Source organism: Streptomyces sp. NPDC049627 (genome assembly GCF_044465645.1).
Lineage (GTDB): Bacteria > Actinomycetota > Actinomycetes > Streptomycetales > Streptomycetaceae > Streptomyces.
This window is the reverse complement of record NZ_JBITLW010000006.1, coordinates 383,600-398,814: the sequence shown is the minus strand read 5'-3', so window position 1 is coordinate 398,814 and position 15,215 is coordinate 383,600. Positions and strand designations below refer to the sequence as shown.

Sequence of the window (15,215 nt, the reverse complement as noted above, 5' to 3'; positions counted from 1 at the left end):
CCACTCCGCGCGCGGTACAGCCGCGCACCCGAGGGGCTTCGGCATGCCCTCACACAAGGTGAGGGGCACCACCCACGTTAACGGGCGCGCGCCCCTTTGCCGCACCACTGTGCCGCGCGCCCGTTCGCGCGGCCGGAAACGGGAAGGTGCCCGTGGCCAGGACAAAGATCAAGAACGCTCTCCTGTCCGTCGCCCGGATCTGGCGTCAACGTGCCGCTTCCGGCGAACTCAGCCTCGAGACCGTCGTCCTCTACACCCAGATCGCCGAACGCCTCCAGCGGTTCGCCGAGGCACAGGGCGTGACCTACCTGGACGACGTCTCCGCCCAGCTCGCCACGTACTTCATCGACGCCCCCGGCCACGACCGCCACCAGCGCCTCATCCTCAACCCGGCCGACGGCACCCGCCGGCAACGCCGCTCCGCCCTTGAGGCGCTCTTCGCCGAAGCACGGGCGCTGGGCCTCACCAGGGCGGCCCCGCTCGTCGATCTCCCGCCGATTCCGCGCAGCCCCCGCAAGCAGGGCGCCGAACTGACCGACTCCGATGTCCAGTTGCTTCGCTTCCACGCGGAGCGCGGCATGCCTGCCACCCGGCATGCCGCCCTCCTGGCACTGCTGCTGGCCGGCCTGCACACGGCGGAGATCGCCGCTGCGACCACGGACGACCTCGACCTCACCGAAGCCGAAATCTGGACGGACGGCGCCACGCGGACCCGTAGCCGCTGCTGCCTCCTGGACGAGTGGGGCGTGCGGGTGCTGTGGCTGCGCCACTCGCATCTCGTACGAAGCGGGCCGACGGGAGCACCGCCGCGCCTGGTCACTATGGCCTCGTCCGCGTACCGCTCGCAGGCCAGCGTCTGCTCCGGATTCGGCGACATCGCCCGCCGCAGCGGACTGGCCACCCACGAGCGCAGGGTCGAACCCAAGGACGTCACCCGCTACGTCGCCCGCAGGATCTTCTCCGAGACCGGCCAGCTCTCCGAGGTCGCCCGCCGCCTCGGCCTGTCCTCCCTCGACTCCGCCGCCGCGCTCGCCGGGCACCAGTGGAACGCCGAGGGCGAAGGCGGTGAGGTGGCGTGACCGCGCCCAAGAAACCCTCCCGCCGGGCCAAGGGGAAGACCACGAAAGCCCGCGACTGGCTGTTGGGCCCGATCCCCGACGACGCCTTCGGCTCCGCCTCGGACCCCCCGCCTCAGCCAGGCCACCAAGCGCCCCCGCTGACGATCGACGAGCGATTCGAGTTTCTTCTGAACAATCCCGACCTGTTCGAGGCGGTCCGGCAGGCCCTGCCAGTACGCGAACCCGGCAGCGTCGGGCGCCCGCCCGAGTATCCCCCGTACATTTACTTTGTCTTTCTGTGCTCGATATCCATTTTCCGCTCGGCCCGCAGCACAGCACGCCATCTCCAACGCGAGCTCTGGTGGAACCCGGTCTGTGAAGCTGTACGAAAGCACCTGGGGTCCGAGGAAGCCGATTCCCTCAAACCGATCGGCCCGAGCCTGAGCCAGTGGAACTATTTCTTCAAAAACCACCTCAAGACGCATATGGGTGCTGTGCGTGATGCAAGCCGGGATTTGTGGATCCAGCAAGCTCTCAACATGGGGATGCTGACGGAGTCAGGATCACGCGGAAGCTGGATCTACCCTGAGCGCGAACAGGTTATCCATGGAGACGCAACAGTGGCGGCACCACCGTCCAAACACACCCGGCATGAAATCGTAGACAAGGAAACGGGAGAAGTTCGACGTCACCGGGTGGACCCAGACGCCAGCACCACCACCGAAGGCGGAGGCAAGCCGGTTTACGGAAACAAGTTCCTCTCCCTCGCTGTCCGTGTAACCCGCACTCCGCACAGCCGAGTCATCCTGGCTCTGGAGTCCGTACGCACCAAATCGAGGAAGCGCGACCCTGAACGGGAAGACGAAGGGACCGCTGTGGTTCGGCTCATGCACCACATCCTGAGCAAAGCACCCGGCATCCGTGCGTTCACGTACGACACCGCCCTCCGCGGTGTCCACCGAGCCCCCCTGGTCGCAGACGGAATCGTGGTTTTCACCCGCCAGCATGGCGGGCTGGAACCTCACTCTCTGCAGCGTTACGAAAAACACTACGAAAAGAACAAGAAGTGCAGTCACGACCTCTACACCGCGGAGGGGCGAATTTGCCAGCGCCGCTTCACGGTGGACGGCGAGACCTACTACACACCCCTACCCGTAGAAGAGCTGGAACGCCGAAAGCAGAAGAAGAGCCGCTTTTACCACCGCCTCGTCGTCCCCTGCTCACACGGCGACCACGAGTTGCGTATTCGCGTGGATGAAACCAAAGAGGACCGTGAAATCGACCCGTCCAACAAGAAGCCGCGCTTCAACCGGACCGAACATCTGAGGCAGATCCCACCCAACACACCTGCCGGTCGCCGACTCCTGGGATTCCGGCAGGACAGCGAGTCGAACCACTCCCGCTTCGACCAGGCCTACCCCCACGAACGCGTCCCCGCCTACGGCGCCAACGCCGGCCTGCTGATCTACATCGGCTACGCCTGGGTCAACAACTCCATCACCCGGGCCCTGGGCCGGAAGCCACTCTCCCTCGCCGCCTGACCCCGCCGTCCACGGGTCGTCTGCCCCTGCTGAGCCGCCGGCACCACTCGGCCAGACCTCCCGCCCAACGGCCAAGATGACCAACCCTCCAGCCGCCACCATGCCAGCCGCTACACTGTGGGCGGTGGCACAGCTGCACGCCAGCCATGCCGCCACACCTCTGCCGGGAACACGTCTGACGCCCATCCCATCTGGGCATTAATTTCAGACACATTTTCCGACAGATCCCTGCCTTCGTAGCTCAGGGGATAGAGCACCGCTCTCCTAAAGCGGATGTCGCAGGTTCGAATCCTGCCGGGGGCACAGTGTCTGACCAGCGCGTTTACCTCTCTCGGGTAGGCGCGCTGTTCGTCGTAGTCGTGGCATTGGCCGTCAGCAGGTTCCACAGCATGGCGAACACCGGGCTCAAGCCCGTTCGGAGAGTCCGCATCCAACAGATCCGGCTACCAGGCCAGCGTGGCCTTCTTGCTCGACCGCCGGCTCGGTGTCGCCGAGCTCGACGAGACGTCGTATGAGCGGGCCGAAGGCATCATGCGCAACTACCTCAAGCCGACCTTCGGCACGCTGAAGGCCGGCAAGCTCACGGGCGGCGCTGTAGGCGGTTGAGCGCAGGCTCGGCGAGATTCCCGTACGACTCGTCGTTCAGGGGCGGCAGCAGCCGATGGTCCTATTCGGCCGCAGTGGTGGTGTCTCCACTGCCGGCGGTCGCAGCCCGGGGCCTGCTGCGACATCACGCGGCGAAGCTCAGTAACCGAACAGCGCAGGTACGTACTCCAGCGTGAACACGCAGCGGGCATCTCCGCTTGATCGTTACGCCCCGTTCTCCGCTGGATGCCGGACGGCCTTCTTCACATCCATCTCGACGCAGACCCGGTCCGCGCAACGCGGGCGGTCGATCCCTCGTCTGGCAGGGAGAACAGCCAGGAACCACCCCCTGAACGGAGTGCTCGGTGCTCATAGGACTCCTGACCGCCGTTGGGGCCTCGATTTGTTACGGCACGGGCTCCGTCCTCCAGGCCGTCGGCTCCCGCAAGTCGGCCCGCCGCGAGGCGGCCGCCGCCGGGCACACCACCGGACAGGTCACCACGTATGGCGGCCCCAGTCTCTCCTCCACCGCCCAGGCCGCGATGACCTGGGAGTTCGTCGTCGGCACGGTCTTGGACTTCGTCGGCTTCGGGCTCGGCGCGCTGGCCGCCCGTCTGCTGCCGCTGTTCCTCTCCCAGACGGTCATCAGCGCCAACCTCATCATCACGGCCGTCCTGAGCGTCAAGCTGCTCGGCATCCGGCTGACCCGGGCGGAGTGGACCTCGATCGCAGTCGTCTGCTCGGCGCTGGTGCTGCTCGCCGGCGCGGCGGGCCCTGAGGGCAGCGGGCACACGCCGATCACAACCCACTGGTGGCTCCTCACGATCTCACTGCTGCTGATGGCGGGCGGCACGGTCCTGGTCCGGCTGCTCGGCGCCCGGGCCGCGATCCTGGCCGGTCTGCTCTCCGGTCTCGGCTTCGGCGCGCTCGGCGTGGGCGTGCGAGTGCTGAACGGGATCGGTCCGTTCGACCTGGGCACGCTGCTCACCGACCCGGCCTTGTACGCCATTCTGGTCGCCGGAATCGGCGGCATGTACCTGCACACCGTCGCGCTGCAGATCGGCTCGGTGAACGGGGCGACGGCGGCGCTGGTGGTCGGCGAGACCGTGCTGCCCGGCATGATCGGCGTCTGGTGGCTGGGGGACGCCTCACGCCCCGGCTTCGCCTGGCTGGCGGTGATCGGCTTCGTCCTGGCGGTCTCAGGCGCGGTCGCGGTGGCCTGGTTCGGCGCGCCGGAGATCGCCGGGAAGGACGTCCCCGCCCCGACCGACACCCCCACCCAGAACCCGGCGCTTGCCGAAAACCGAGCCTAGTAGCGTCGGGGACTGGCGCGGTGGCTGCCCGCTCCGTGTCCAGTCCCCGCCGCTTCAAACCGTACGTACGGTTCTCCCGCATAACGGCTTTCCGACATCGTTCACCGGCTGGCATGCCTGTCACCCTGCGCACGACGTTGTCACGTTGTTGGGTGTGTGATCGTCTGAGAGGGCGTTAAGCCCCTTCCCTCTCGGTTCGTGATCACTCACTCCTGGTACTGGTCGTCGTGCGGGCCAGCTGTTCGGCATGTGCATGCCGGGCTCCTCTCCAGAACCGGACGGGCCGTTCAGTGGCCCTATCTGCACGACCAGTCGATGCCCGCCAGGCAGTGCCGCGCAGAACGGATTCAGCACGTATAAGGACGGGAAGTCCCGTGAACACGCGAGAACTACGGAGGGGTGTTTTCCCAGGCCAGACACCCCGCAGCCGACGTTTCCGCAGGTCACAGCGCCGCCCAGGGAAAACTCCTAAAGCGGGTGTCGCAGGTTCGAATCCTGTCGGCGGCACAACGCGTTGACGCTCTGACCTGGGATTTCTACCCGGGGAGGGCTTCTGATCGGCCTCGGACTACTCGTCCGGGGCCGTTTGCGTGAGCGGATGGGGAGTTGATCTCCCGAATGTCTCCCGACGGATCAGCACCGTTCGGCACGGATTCCGTGTCGGGCTTTACCGCGTCGGCGGGCTCGGGCTCCTCGGTGGGAGGGGTGTTCTCGGAGGCGGCGTGGGCGCGCGGTACGAGCCGCGCTGCGGTCTCGGCGATGGCGAGGTCGGCCTCGGGGAACAGGCTCGTGTACGTGTCGGCCGTGATGGTGATCGGCGAGTGGCCGAGCATCTCCTGGATGTCCTTGAGGTCGGCCCCTGCCGTTTGCGGCGCGGTGTGGCTCCCGTCGCGGACGCCGTGCGGCAAGGATGACGGGTCATGACGATCGTGTTCCGGGTCCCGGCCGGCGGTGCGGAGCGGGTGGGGTTCGCCTACTCGCCGACGATGGAAGCCGTACTGAGTCTCCATGTGCTGGTGGAGCCCAAGCACCACCCCGTCCAGCACGGCTGGGTGCGTGCGATGCGCAAGCTGTCCCCGGCGCTGAAGCGTGAGATCGAGGCGTTCTCCTACGCGGTGCGCTCGTACTTCCCCGAGTTCCTCTTTCCGCAGCCGACCGGCGGGCTGACGGACTTCCAAGACGAACTGGCCGGCTTGCGCAGGGCGGATCCGGAACTGGTCCGCCTGGAGTTCGCCGTCCCCCTGCTCACGCCCTGGCCGGGCGGCGGCGAGGGCAGGGATCCGCGCGTGCTGGCCGAACCGGAGGTACGCGGCCTGGTGCGGGAGCGAGTCGCACGGGAAAGTGACGAAGCGATGGCCGCGATGCTCCTCGACGATCCCCGTGCCCTGCTCGAACGGTTCCTGAGCATGCTGGAGCGCTACTGGCGGGAGGCGTTCGAGGAGGAATGGGCCCGGATCGAACCCGAACTCGCCGCCGGCGTCAGTGAGGCCGGACACCAGATCGAGCAGCGCGGCCTGTACGGGATGCTCCGCGGCCTGTGGCCGGAGGTGCGCAGCGATCCGCAGGCCGAACGCTTCTGGCTGGAGCGGCCGCACGACCACGAGGTCGCCATCGGCCCGGACGACACACTCGTCCTCGCCCCCAGCGCCTACGTGTGGCCGCACGTACGCGTCAACTGCGACGGTCCGTGGCCCCTCGGGCTCGTCTTCCCCGTCTCCTCGATCGTCCGGGAAGCCCGCCCGAGGATTCCGCCGACCAGGCTCGTCGGCACACTCCGCGCGCTCGCCGACGACACCCGGCTGCGCGCCCTGCGACTGCTCGCCGAACGCCCGCGCAGCACCCAGGAGTTGGCCCCGCTCGTCGGAGTCAGCGAGGCCGCCCTGTCCAAGCACCTGCGGGTGCTGGCGGACGCGGGCCTGCTGGAGCGCAGCCGCGAGGGCTATTACGTCCTGTACCGGCTCGCGCCCGGACAGGTGGCGGGCCTGACCCCCAGCCTGGAAGGCTTCCTGCACGGCGACGGCGAGGCGACCGAGTACGACTGATTAGCCATCTGCCTAATAAGTGGATCAGGCCCCCGACTGGATCCGACAGTGGGCCGCATGTCACTGCTGAAGGACCGCAACTTCCTGCTTCTCTTCGCCGGTCAGGGCATCTCACGCTTCGGCGACGGCCTGTACACCGCCGCGACCGCCTGGCTGGCCTGGTCACTGACGAAGGACCCCACGGCCGTCGCCCTGGTCAGCGTCTCCGCGTTCGCGCCCGCGTTCGTGGCCACCTTCGTCGTCGCCTCGTACGCCGACCGACGCGACCGCCGGAAGCTGATGATCGCCACCGACCTGGCCCGCGTCGCCGTGGTGGCCGTGGCTTCGGTCCTGCTCGCCCTCGACCTGCTGAACCTGCCCCTGCTCGTGGCGACCACGGCGCTGCTGGCGCTGATCGGCGCCCCGTTCGCCCCGGCCCGCAACGCCATCGTCACGCAGATCGTGCCGAACGAGCGCCTCCAGCAGGCAGGCGGACTGCTGCAAGTCGCCTTCCGAGCCGCCTTCTTCGTCGGCCCGCTCATGCTCGCGCCGCTGCTGGCCTTCGGCTCGCTGCAGTCGGCGCTGGTGGTCAACGGGCTGACCTTCCTGGGCTCGGCGGCCGCCGTGGCCGCCATCCGCGTGACCCGCCCCGCCCCGGCCGGCGGTCAGACCGGGCTGTGGTCCGATCTCAGCGCCGGGCTCAGGGCCGTGCGGGCCGCTCCCGATGTACTCGTGGTCATCGTGACCTTCGTGCTCGCCCTCGCCCTGACCAACGGTTTCCTGACCGTCGGGCTGGTCGCGGTCGTGGGACAGGGCGGCCAGTACGGCCTGCTGCTCGGCGTCGCCGGGGTCGCCGAAGTGGTGGGCGCCCTGCTCCTGGCCGGCCTGCGCATCCGCAGACTCGCGCTGGCCGCGGTGCTGGCGTGGGCCCTGCTCGGGATCTTCCGGGCTCCGCTGGGAACGGTCACCTCCCCTGCTGTGGCGGCGGTTCTCCTGACCGCCACGGGGCTGGCCTCGGCCCTCACGGACATTCCCTTGATCGCACTGGTGCAGCAGCGCATACCGAGCCATCATCTGGCGAAGGCGCTCGGCCTGTGGGAGGCCGGGGTGGCAGGAGCCCTGGCGATCTCCCCCTTTGTGGCCTCGACCGCCATCACCCTCGCCGGAGTCGAAAACGCCTTCCTGCTCTCGGGAGCCGCCGTTGTCGTCCTGGCCGTGACCGCCACGCTCACCCTCGCATGGATCGGCGCACGGCAGCCCGGTCAGGAGCCCTTCGTCGCAGCCGACGGCACGGCAAGCGTCGTGGCGCCGGGAGAGACAGCGGTGATCACGGCCGAACCGGAGTGAGCGCGCGAATCATCGCGATGCGCAGGTCAGCCGAGGACACGGTCGCCGCAGCCTGACAACGATCGCGTTGGCCCCATAAGGCAGCGCTCCCGGGGCGGGCGCGCTGTCGCGGACTTGCGCCGGCATCGGCTCCACAGGCGGCCGAAGCCTCATACGAGGGTTCTACGGCGCAGATGAGGGCTCCGCGACCTTGGATGACGACGCTGGCCGGCCGGGCATGAGGCGAACCGCGATCCACGATCACAGAGTTCCGCGCAAGGGCTTCACCAAGCAGGCCCGGCGGAGTACCCACGCCGCGGGCGCTCCTTCTCGGTGCGGGCCTCGCCGAGTTGGGCCCGGGTCTGTTCGTTCTCCAGCACGGCCGGCGGCAGCCAGATGTGGTTCTGCTTTCTCGCGCGGGTGATACCTGGATACGTGGCGGACGCGTTCGCGCCGTGGCCGTGCCTCAGCGAGGTATCGCACGTCAGGCCCCGGCTCGCGGCGATCGCCATGGCATAGCCGAGGGAGAGCGCGCCGTTGACGATCTTCTCTGTTTTCACCCAGGCCGACTCGTAGCGTGTCTGCTTCAGGTCCTTGTCGTGGATTCGCCAGCCGATCTGCACGTTGTGGTTCGCGTCGATCGCCGTGATGACGGCGCGGTAGCCCTTGAGTATGTCCGGGCCCTCGCCGCGCCGGGAGCAGTAGTCGCTCTGGCGGACGCGGACGACGTCGCCCACCGCGAGGGTGAGGGCGTCCCCGCCCGGCAGCGCATACGTGTGCTCGTCGCCGAGTTCGCCGGCGAGGCGGCGGATCTGCCGGTGGCGCAGCTCGTCCCACGTGGTCAGGGCAGCGCGGCGCCAGCCGTGCTGATGGCCGTTTGGAGCCGGGACGCTCACTCGATCCGGCGGTCGAGATTGAAGGCGGCGCTGATCAGCGCCAGATGCGTGAAGGCTTGGGGAAAGTTGCCGAGTTGCTCGCCCGTCGGACCGATCTCCTCCGAGTACAGCCCGACGTGGTTCGCGTAGGTCAGCATCTTCTCGAAGGCCAGCCGCGCCTCGTCGAGCCGACCGGCCCGGGCGAGCGCCTCCACCCACCAGAAGGAGCACATCGAGAAGGTCGCCTCCGTGCCGACGAGCCCGTCGGGTGACGCTTTCGCGTTGTACCGGTAGACGAGGCTGTCGGAGACCAGCTCCGCGGTGATGGCGTCGAGCGTGGAGATCCAGCGGGGGTCGGTGGGCGCGACGAACTTGCACAGGGGCATGAGCAGCAGGGAGGCGTCGAGCACGTCGGTGTCGTAGTGCTGGACGAACGCCCGCCGGGTGGAGTTCCATCCGCGCTGCATGATCTGGTTGTAGATGCTGTCCCGGACGGCCATCCAGCGTGGGAGGTCGGCGGGCAGGCCGCGCTGGCGGGCGATGCGGACCGCGCGCTCGACCGCGACCCAGCTCATCAACCGGGAGTACGTGAAGTCCCGTCGGCCGCCGCGTGTCTCCCAGATCCCCTCGTCGGGTTGGTCCCAGTGGTCCATCAGCCACTCGAGGTTGCGGGTGAGCTCCATCCAGCCGTCGTGATAGAGAGGCCGCCCGTACTTGTTGCACAGGTAGACGGAGTCCATCAGCTCGCCGTAGATGTCGAGCTGGAGCTGGGTCGCCGCCCGGTTGCCGATCCGCACCGGAGCCGAGCCCATGTAGCCCTCCAGATGGGAGAGTTCCTCCTCCGGCAGGTCTTCGCGCCCGTCGATGCCGTACATGATCTGGAAGGGGCCCGACTCGCCGTAGTTCACTGCGCGGCGGAATCGCTGCTCCAGCCACTCCATGAAGGCGCCCGCCTCCTCCGTGAACCCCAGCCTGAGCAGCCCGTAGAGCGAGAAGGCGGCGTCACGCATCCACGTGTAGCGGTAGTCCCAGTTGCGGGTGCCGCCGAGTTCCTCCGGCAGGCTGGTGGTGGGGGCGGCCACGATCGCGCCGGTGGGCGCGTACGTGAGCAGCTTCAGTGTGAGTGCCGAGCGGTGCACCATCTCGCGCCAGCGTCCGCTGTAGCGCGAGCCGCGCAGCCAACGCCGCCAGAACGCCACGGTGGCATCGAACTCGGCCGTGATGTCGGTATCGGCGTACGGCACCTGTCCCTCGCCGGGCTGGACGCGGTCGAGTACGAAGGTGGCGGTCTCCCCGGCCCGGAGGGCGACCCGCGCGCGGATGTCGCCGTTGCCCACGATCTCGAGCGGGTGCCGCGTCGAGAGACCGAGTCGCAGCTCGGGAGAGCGGAAGAGCGCGCCGTGCGGCGTGAGTCCGACCTCGTGGCGGGCCCGCGCGTAGTCGAAGCGGGGGGCGACGTCGACGACGAAGCGCATCTGTCCGCGCACGGCGAGCACCCGGCGGATCATGCGGTGTCGGTGGGCCGCCTCACCGGTACGCGGAGGGGGCATGAAGTCCTGCACCTCGCCCACCCCGTCGGGCATCAGGAAGCGTGTGATGAGGATGGTGGTGTCGGGGAGGTAGAGCTGCTTGGACGTCCAGCCCTCGCAGTCGGGCGCGATACGGAACAGTCCTCCGCGGTCGGCGTCGAGGATGGCCCCGAACACGCTCGGCGAGTCGAAGTGGGGGCAGCAGTACCAGTCGATCGTGCCGTCGGTGCCGACGAGCGCGACGGTGTGCAGGTCGCCGATCATGCCGTGCTCGGCGATGGGCAGGTAGCGCGCCCGCCGCGCTCCGCCGGGCACGGCCTCCTCCACCTGGCCGGCTGGGCCGTCGCGCACCATCTGCTGGCATCCTCCTCGGCCTCGGGCGCCACAGCCTCGGCGTGGGCCTCCGCCTCCGGCCTATGGCACGAGCACGAGCTTTCCCTTCGCCGCCGATCGCTCGAGCATCTCGTGCGCGCGCCGGGCCTCGGACAGCGGCAGGCGTTCGGCCACGACCGGGTGGATCTTGTGCTCACGGAGCAGTTCGAGCAGCGCGCGGAAGTCCGCCCGGAACAGGTCCGGGTCACGGGGACCCCCACCCACGGGTAGCGCTGGGTGGCCTCCGGCCACGGGGATCAGCTGGCGGTGCTGACCGTGCAGTTTCTGGATCCGGTAGACGAGCATGTGCCGGCGGCGCGAGAGAAGGCTCCACAGCCCGACGGCCCCGGTCGACGCGTACCACTCCGCCCATGCCCGCCAGTTCTTGTGCCCGTGCTCGAGCGTGGCGTAGTGCCCGTACACGACGAGCCGTCCGCCGGGCCTCAGCGCACGGAAGGAGCGCAGCGACACGGCGCCGCCGAGCCCGTCGAGGGCGACGTCGACGCCCTTCCCGGGGAGCTCGCGCACCCGCTCCAGGAAGTCCTCGTTGCGGTAGTCGATCGCCACCGCGCCGAGCCGTTCCACCGCGGCGCGGTCGCGGGCCGACGCGGTCCCGTAGAGCTTGAGCCCCGCGGCCGCTCCGAGCTCGAGGAGCGCGGTGCCCACCCTGCCCGCGGCACCGTGCACGAGCACGGTCTCGCCGCTTCTCACCTTTGCCACGCGGTGCAGCAGCTGGTAGGCGGTCATGTAAGTGAAGACGAGGTTCAGAACCTCCGCCGGGTCGAGGTTCTCGGGTACCTCGACCGCTTCCGCCTCCGGCACGCACACGCGCTCCGCGTCCGCGCCCCACACCGTGAGCGCACCGACGCGGTCCCCCTCGCGCAGCCTCGAACAGCCCGGGCCGAGCTCCTCGACGATGCCGACCAGCTCGTAGCCAGGCGTGAACGGCGGCTTCGGTACGCCGAGATACGTGCCGGCGCGCAGCTGGGCGTCGGTGAACGACACGCCTGCGGCCAGCACCCTGACGCACACCTCACCGGGCCCCGGTCGGGGATCGTCGTCCTCTACGACCCTCAAGACCTCGGGGCCGCCGAAATGATCAACGACGACGCGCTTCATGCTTTCAGCCTAGGTCGGCTGCACTGTCGACGCATCCGATCCTTCGTACGGCTCAAGCAGGGCAAATCCGCCGTGAACCGGGGTGCGCCCACGCGGGCGATGCAGCGGCCGGACATCGGGCGAGTTGACGAGCTTCTTCATGCTGCCGGCCCCTTCTTCGCACGGCAGCGAGGGCCGGCCGCACTGCTCGACGGGTCGCCAGACCTCTTCAGGGGTTTCGCGGGTCAGGGCGACGGCGGCCAGGGAGGCACACGTGTCATGACGGAGCCGGCGGATACGGGCGCGGACCTCGTCGAGGGCGGCGGGGCCGACCGAGAGGCTGTCGCATCCGAGGCCGATGAGGAGGGGGGTCACCAGGGGGTGTGCGACGACACGGGCGATGGCGTCGAGTACCGCGGGGTGTGCCGCCATGGCCCGGGTGGCGGTGGGGTCGCGCCGGTCCAGGCCCAGGATCTGGCAGGTGAGGTCGTTGCTGCCGATGGAGAAGAAGGAGGCTTCTTGGGCGAGGCCGTCAGCCACGGCGACGGCCTCGGGGAGTTCCCCTCGCCACCGCCGGAGGCACCGACGACGGCCGGATCGGCACCAGCTACGACCTCGTCCTCGCCGCCGTCCGCAGCGTCGACCGCGGAGCCGGTGTCGTCGTCCTGCCCGACCTCGGCCGCTCCGTGCTGACCGCCCGCACCGTCCTGGAAGACCATCCCCGTCCCGACGTGCTGATCGTCGACACGCCCTTCGTCGAAGGAGCCGTCGCCGACGCCGCCAAGGAGGCCCGCAATGTCCACAAGCTCTGACCCCACCACCAGCACCACGGCCCGCCCCGACACGAGACGGCCGCCGTCCTGCCCGCGAACCTCCACACCCGCCCCGCGGGCCAACTCGCCGGGCCGCGGCGGCATTCACCAGCGCCATACAACTGGAGTACGCCGACCGGACGGTCAATCCGACCGGTGTCCTCGCCGTCATGGGCCTGGGCGCCACCGTCGGAAGCACCGTGACCGTCCGCGCCGAAGGCCACGACGCCGAACAGGCCGTCGCGGCGCTGGCCCAGATCCTCGCCACCGCCTAGTGATCCGACCGCCACCAGCGGAGGTGGCCGAGGATGACCATCCCCGCCACGAACACGTCTGACGCAGACATGGCCCAGCCCTCGCAGGCCGAGCTGGTCTGCGCGCTGCCGCACATCTCCGAGGCCGTCTCCGTCGTACGCCGACAGGCACGCACCGTCCTCACCCGATGGCGTGTGCCCACCCCCACAGCCGACGACGCCCTCCTGGTGATCTCGGAGCTGACCACCAACGCGATCGTCCACGCACTGCCGCCGGCAGTGCTGCGGTTGTCCCTGCCCGAGGTCGGCGGCCGCCGCGCCGTGCGCATCGAGATCACCGACTCAGGGCCGGCGCCTCGAAGGTGCCCGTCGCACGACAGCCCCCACCCTGCCGAACAGGGAGAACGGTCGTGGAAACCGGCATCGTCGCGGCCCTCTCCGCACGACGCGTGCCCCGCGCCCTCCCCACAACCGGCGACCAGCACGGTGAACGACTCCAGCCGCAGACGCTGACCGGTGAAGCGGGCGGAACAGCCGACGGCCGGCCGCCTGTACCTCGTTCGCGTTGAACGCCGGCGCCTGGAACAAGTGGCCGCGCCGGGAACAGCCAGTCCCGTCGGCACGGTTGCATCGACCGGGGGGCAGGCGCCGCACGGGCGGGCGACACGGCGACCGCAAGGTCGTCGGCCCTGCCAGGATCCCGGCCCCAGGGGCGCGGTACGCCCGCCGCGCACCCGGACCAAGACCTATGCAGGAGGACTGTTCCATGACTGACCGGCCCTTGACGCTCATGGCAGTACACGCCCACCCCGACGACGAGGCCACCGGAACCGGAGGGGTCCTCGCGCGGTACGCGGCGGAAGGCATCCGCACGGTTCTCGTGACGTGTACCGACGGCGGTTGCGGTGACGGGCCGGGGGGTGTCAAGCCGGGCGATCCGGGGCACGATCCGGCGGCGGTCGCCTTGATGCGCCGTCAAGAACTCGAGGCGAGCTGTGAGGTCCTGAAGATCAGCGATCTGGAGATGCTCGACTATGCCGACTCCGGAATGATGGGCTGGCCGAGCAACGACGCCCCCGGGGCCTTCTGGCAGACCCCCGTGCAGGAAGGCGCGGCCCGCCTTGCGGAACTCATGCGGCACTACCGACCGGATGTGGTCGTCACCTACGACGAGAACGGCTTCTACGGCCACCCCGACCACATCCAGGCCCACCGCATCACGATGGCGGCGCTGGAGATGACCACGCTGACACCGAAGGTGTACTGGACCACGGCGCCCCGCTCGATGATGCAGCGGTTCGGCGAGCTCATGCGCGAGTTCGGTGAGGACATGCCGGAGCCGGATCCTGCCGAGACCGCCGCGCTGGCCGAGATCGGCCTTCCCGACGATGAGATCACCACGTGGGTGGACACCACGGCGTTCAGCGGTCAGAAGTTCGATGCGCTGGCCGCCCACGCCAGTCAGGGCGAGAACATCTTCTTCCTGAAGATGGGCAAGGAGAGGTTCGGCGAGTTGATGGGCATGGAGACCTTCGTACGGGTCCAGGACGCCACGGGCGCGGCCGTACCCGAGAACGATCTCTTCGCCGGACTGCGCTGATCCGCCCGCACTGCGCGACCGAGCGAGTCACCCACCCGACACCAACCCGGCAGGGGCATGTGGGGGCCGCCCGCCCAGGGCTGGAAGTGGGCGGGCGGCCGATGTCCCGGACGCCGACTATGGAGGCATCCGCGGCCGTGATGTCGTCGGCGGTCTTGGCCAGGAGTGCGTTGTGGCTTCGGTGGCCAGGGTGAGGCCGAGCCAGGTGGCGAGCTGGTCAGGGAAGAACTGGGGCGTGAGTTCCTTGTCGTCGCGTGCAGCCCTGTGCCGGAAGTGGCGGGCGCCCATGCCTACGCCCTCGACCCGGCGGCCAAGTCGTACCGGACCGGCGACATGTTCACCGGCGTCGCCAGGGCTTCCGCCTTCTTCGCTGCGGAGGGTGAACGCGGGGGCCGCCGTGTGGTGACGGCGGCCCCCGCCAGTGCCGGTTCAGGTGTTCCTGGTGCTCCTGCGGCGTACGGCGGTGTAGCCGATGGCGGCGAGAACTATCGCACCGCCGACGCCGGCTGCGGCAACGGTGCCGGTTCCCGTGGGACTGAAGGGACCGGCCTCCTGCTCGCAGTACTGGTCTTTGTCGTCCTTGACCGTGATGGTCAGGTGCCCCCGGTTGCCGATCGCTTCGGACTTCGCGTGCTGCCCGGCGATGTCGACCGGGTAGCTTCCCGGCCCGATGTCGCAGCTGATGGTGCCGGTGCCCTCCCCGAAGCTGTTCTTCCGCATCTCCACGGTCACATCCTTGGTGAACGCCGGAGACTTCACCGTGAAGCTGCCGTTGCCGTCCACGGCCAGGGAGGTCAGGTCGACGTCGGACGTGATCAGCACGGGCGCACC

Annotated in this window: 15 protein-coding genes, 1 tRNA gene and 1 pseudogene; 11 read left to right on the top strand and 6 right to left on the bottom strand. The window is 69.1% G+C overall.

Annotated features, from left to right (window positions below):
- Positions 1-152 precede the first annotated feature (152 nt).
- From ACIBU0_RS18900 to ACIBU0_RS18880, 5 genes are all read left to right on the top strand, one after another.
- Positions 153-1,079 carry a hypothetical protein gene (locus tag ACIBU0_RS18900; RefSeq protein ID WP_398819306.1) on the top strand — a complete coding sequence of 309 codons (927 nt, stop codon included), beginning with the start codon at positions 153-155 and terminating at the stop codon, positions 1,077-1,079.
- Positions 1,076-2,599, top strand: coding sequence for a hypothetical protein (locus ACIBU0_RS18895; RefSeq protein WP_398819304.1), 1,524 nt, complete (start codon positions 1,076-1,078; stop codon positions 2,597-2,599). The genes ACIBU0_RS18900 and ACIBU0_RS18895 overlap by 4 nt, the downstream gene beginning before the upstream one ends.
- Before the next feature lie 230 nt (positions 2,600-2,829).
- Positions 2,830-2,902: transfer RNA gene (locus ACIBU0_RS18890), tRNA-Arg, on the top strand.
- 153 nt (positions 2,903-3,055) lie between these two features.
- Positions 3,056-3,205, top strand: coding sequence for a hypothetical protein (locus tag ACIBU0_RS18885; protein WP_398819301.1), 150 nt, complete (start codon positions 3,056-3,058; stop codon positions 3,203-3,205).
- A gap of 344 nt (positions 3,206-3,549) precedes the next feature.
- Positions 3,550-4,497 carry a hypothetical protein gene (locus ACIBU0_RS18880; RefSeq protein WP_398819299.1) on the top strand — a complete coding sequence of 316 codons (948 nt, stop codon included), beginning with the start codon at positions 3,550-3,552 and terminating at the stop codon, positions 4,495-4,497.
- Positions 4,498-5,033: 536 nt separating this feature from the next.
- On the opposite strand, the gene ACIBU0_RS18875 is transcribed toward ACIBU0_RS18880, so the two are convergent.
- Entirely contained in the window at positions 5,034-5,405 is a 372-nt protein-coding gene (locus ACIBU0_RS18875; RefSeq protein WP_398819296.1) for a hypothetical protein, read from the bottom strand.
- 12 nt (positions 5,406-5,417) lie between these two features.
- Between ACIBU0_RS18875 and ACIBU0_RS18870 the strand changes: the two genes are divergently transcribed.
- Both ACIBU0_RS18870 and ACIBU0_RS18865 read left to right on the top strand, forming a co-directional pair.
- The gene (locus tag ACIBU0_RS18870) at positions 5,418-6,539 is read left to right on the top strand and encodes a DUF5937 family protein (protein ID WP_398819293.1); all 1,122 of its coding nucleotides are present in this window, start codon (positions 5,418-5,420) and stop codon (positions 6,537-6,539) included.
- A 57-nt stretch (positions 6,540-6,596) separates the two neighbouring features.
- A complete protein-coding gene (locus ACIBU0_RS18865) occupies positions 6,597-7,865 on the top strand; it encodes an MFS transporter (RefSeq protein WP_398819291.1) in 1,269 nt (422 codons plus the stop codon).
- A gap of 263 nt (positions 7,866-8,128) precedes the next feature.
- Here ACIBU0_RS18865 and ACIBU0_RS18860 read toward each other — a convergent pair whose 3' ends face one another.
- The 4 genes from ACIBU0_RS18860 to ACIBU0_RS18845 are packed head-to-tail and all read right to left on the bottom strand — an operon-like array spanning position 8,129 to position 12,258.
- The gene (locus ACIBU0_RS18860; RefSeq protein WP_398819288.1) at positions 8,129-8,740 is read right to left on the bottom strand and encodes a hypothetical protein; all 612 of its coding nucleotides are present in this window, start codon (positions 8,738-8,740) and stop codon (positions 8,129-8,131) included.
- Positions 8,737-10,602 (bottom strand): glycoside hydrolase family 15 protein, encoded by a 1,866-nt coding sequence (locus tag ACIBU0_RS18855; RefSeq protein WP_398819285.1) that lies wholly within the window; start codon positions 10,600-10,602, stop codon positions 8,737-8,739. Before ACIBU0_RS18855 ends, ACIBU0_RS18860 begins: the two co-directional genes overlap by 4 nt.
- Positions 10,603-10,662: 60 nt before the next feature.
- Complete coding sequence (locus ACIBU0_RS18850; protein ID WP_398819282.1) at positions 10,663-11,739, bottom strand: medium chain dehydrogenase/reductase family protein; 1,077 nt, start codon at positions 11,737-11,739, stop codon at positions 10,663-10,665.
- 9 nt (positions 11,740-11,748) lie between these two features.
- Positions 11,749-12,258, bottom strand: a complete 510-nt coding sequence (locus ACIBU0_RS18845; protein ID WP_398819279.1) for a putative PEP-binding protein — start codon at positions 12,256-12,258, stop codon at positions 11,749-11,751.
- Positions 12,259-12,290: 32 nt separating this feature from the next.
- Between ACIBU0_RS18845 and ACIBU0_RS18840 the strand changes: the two are divergent.
- From ACIBU0_RS18840 to ACIBU0_RS18825, 4 genes and pseudogenes are all read left to right on the top strand, one after another.
- A pseudogene (locus ACIBU0_RS18840) lies at positions 12,291-12,530 on the top strand (PTS-dependent dihydroxyacetone kinase phosphotransferase subunit DhaM); the annotation flags it as partial.
- Entirely contained in the window at positions 12,527-12,805 is a 279-nt protein-coding gene (locus tag ACIBU0_RS18835) for an HPr family phosphocarrier protein (RefSeq protein ID WP_398819654.1), read from the top strand. The pseudogene ACIBU0_RS18840 and the gene ACIBU0_RS18835, both read left to right, overlap by 4 nt.
- A 33-nt stretch (positions 12,806-12,838) precedes the next feature.
- Positions 12,839-13,297 carry an ATP-binding protein gene (locus ACIBU0_RS18830; protein ID WP_398819276.1) on the top strand — a complete coding sequence of 153 codons (459 nt, stop codon included), beginning with the start codon at positions 12,839-12,841 and terminating at the stop codon, positions 13,295-13,297.
- 253 nt (positions 13,298-13,550) lie between these two features.
- Positions 13,551-14,384, top strand: a complete 834-nt coding sequence (locus ACIBU0_RS18825; RefSeq protein ID WP_398819275.1) for a PIG-L family deacetylase — start codon at positions 13,551-13,553, stop codon at positions 14,382-14,384.
- A gap of 429 nt (positions 14,385-14,813) precedes the next feature.
- Here ACIBU0_RS18825 and ACIBU0_RS18820 read toward each other — a convergent pair whose 3' ends face one another.
- Positions 14,814-15,206 carry a hypothetical protein gene (locus ACIBU0_RS18820; protein ID WP_398819273.1) on the bottom strand — a complete coding sequence of 131 codons (393 nt, stop codon included), beginning with the start codon at positions 15,204-15,206 and terminating at the stop codon, positions 14,814-14,816.
- Between the last annotated feature and the right edge of the window lie 9 nt (positions 15,207-15,215).

What these genes read in the sequence shown, in the direction of transcription:
- ACIBU0_RS18870 (WP_398819293.1), top strand. Translation starts at nt 5,418, where the DNA reads ATGACGATCGTGTTCCGGGTCCCGGCCGGCGGTGCGGAGCGGGTGGGG.
- ACIBU0_RS18865 (WP_398819291.1), top strand. Translation starts at nt 6,597, where the DNA reads ATGTCACTGCTGAAGGACCGCAACTTCCTGCTTCTCTTCGCCGGTCAG.
- ACIBU0_RS18855 (WP_398819285.1), bottom strand. Translation starts at nt 10,602, where the DNA reads ATGGTGCGCGACGGCCCAGCCGGCCAGGTGGAGGAGGCCGTGCCCGGC.
- ACIBU0_RS18850 (WP_398819282.1), bottom strand. Translation starts at nt 11,739, where the DNA reads ATGAAGCGCGTCGTCGTTGATCATTTCGGCGGCCCCGAGGTCTTGAGG.
- ACIBU0_RS18830 (WP_398819276.1), top strand. Translation starts at nt 12,839, where the DNA reads ATGACCATCCCCGCCACGAACACGTCTGACGCAGACATGGCCCAGCCC.
- ACIBU0_RS18825 (WP_398819275.1), top strand. Translation starts at nt 13,551, where the DNA reads ATGACTGACCGGCCCTTGACGCTCATGGCAGTACACGCCCACCCCGAC.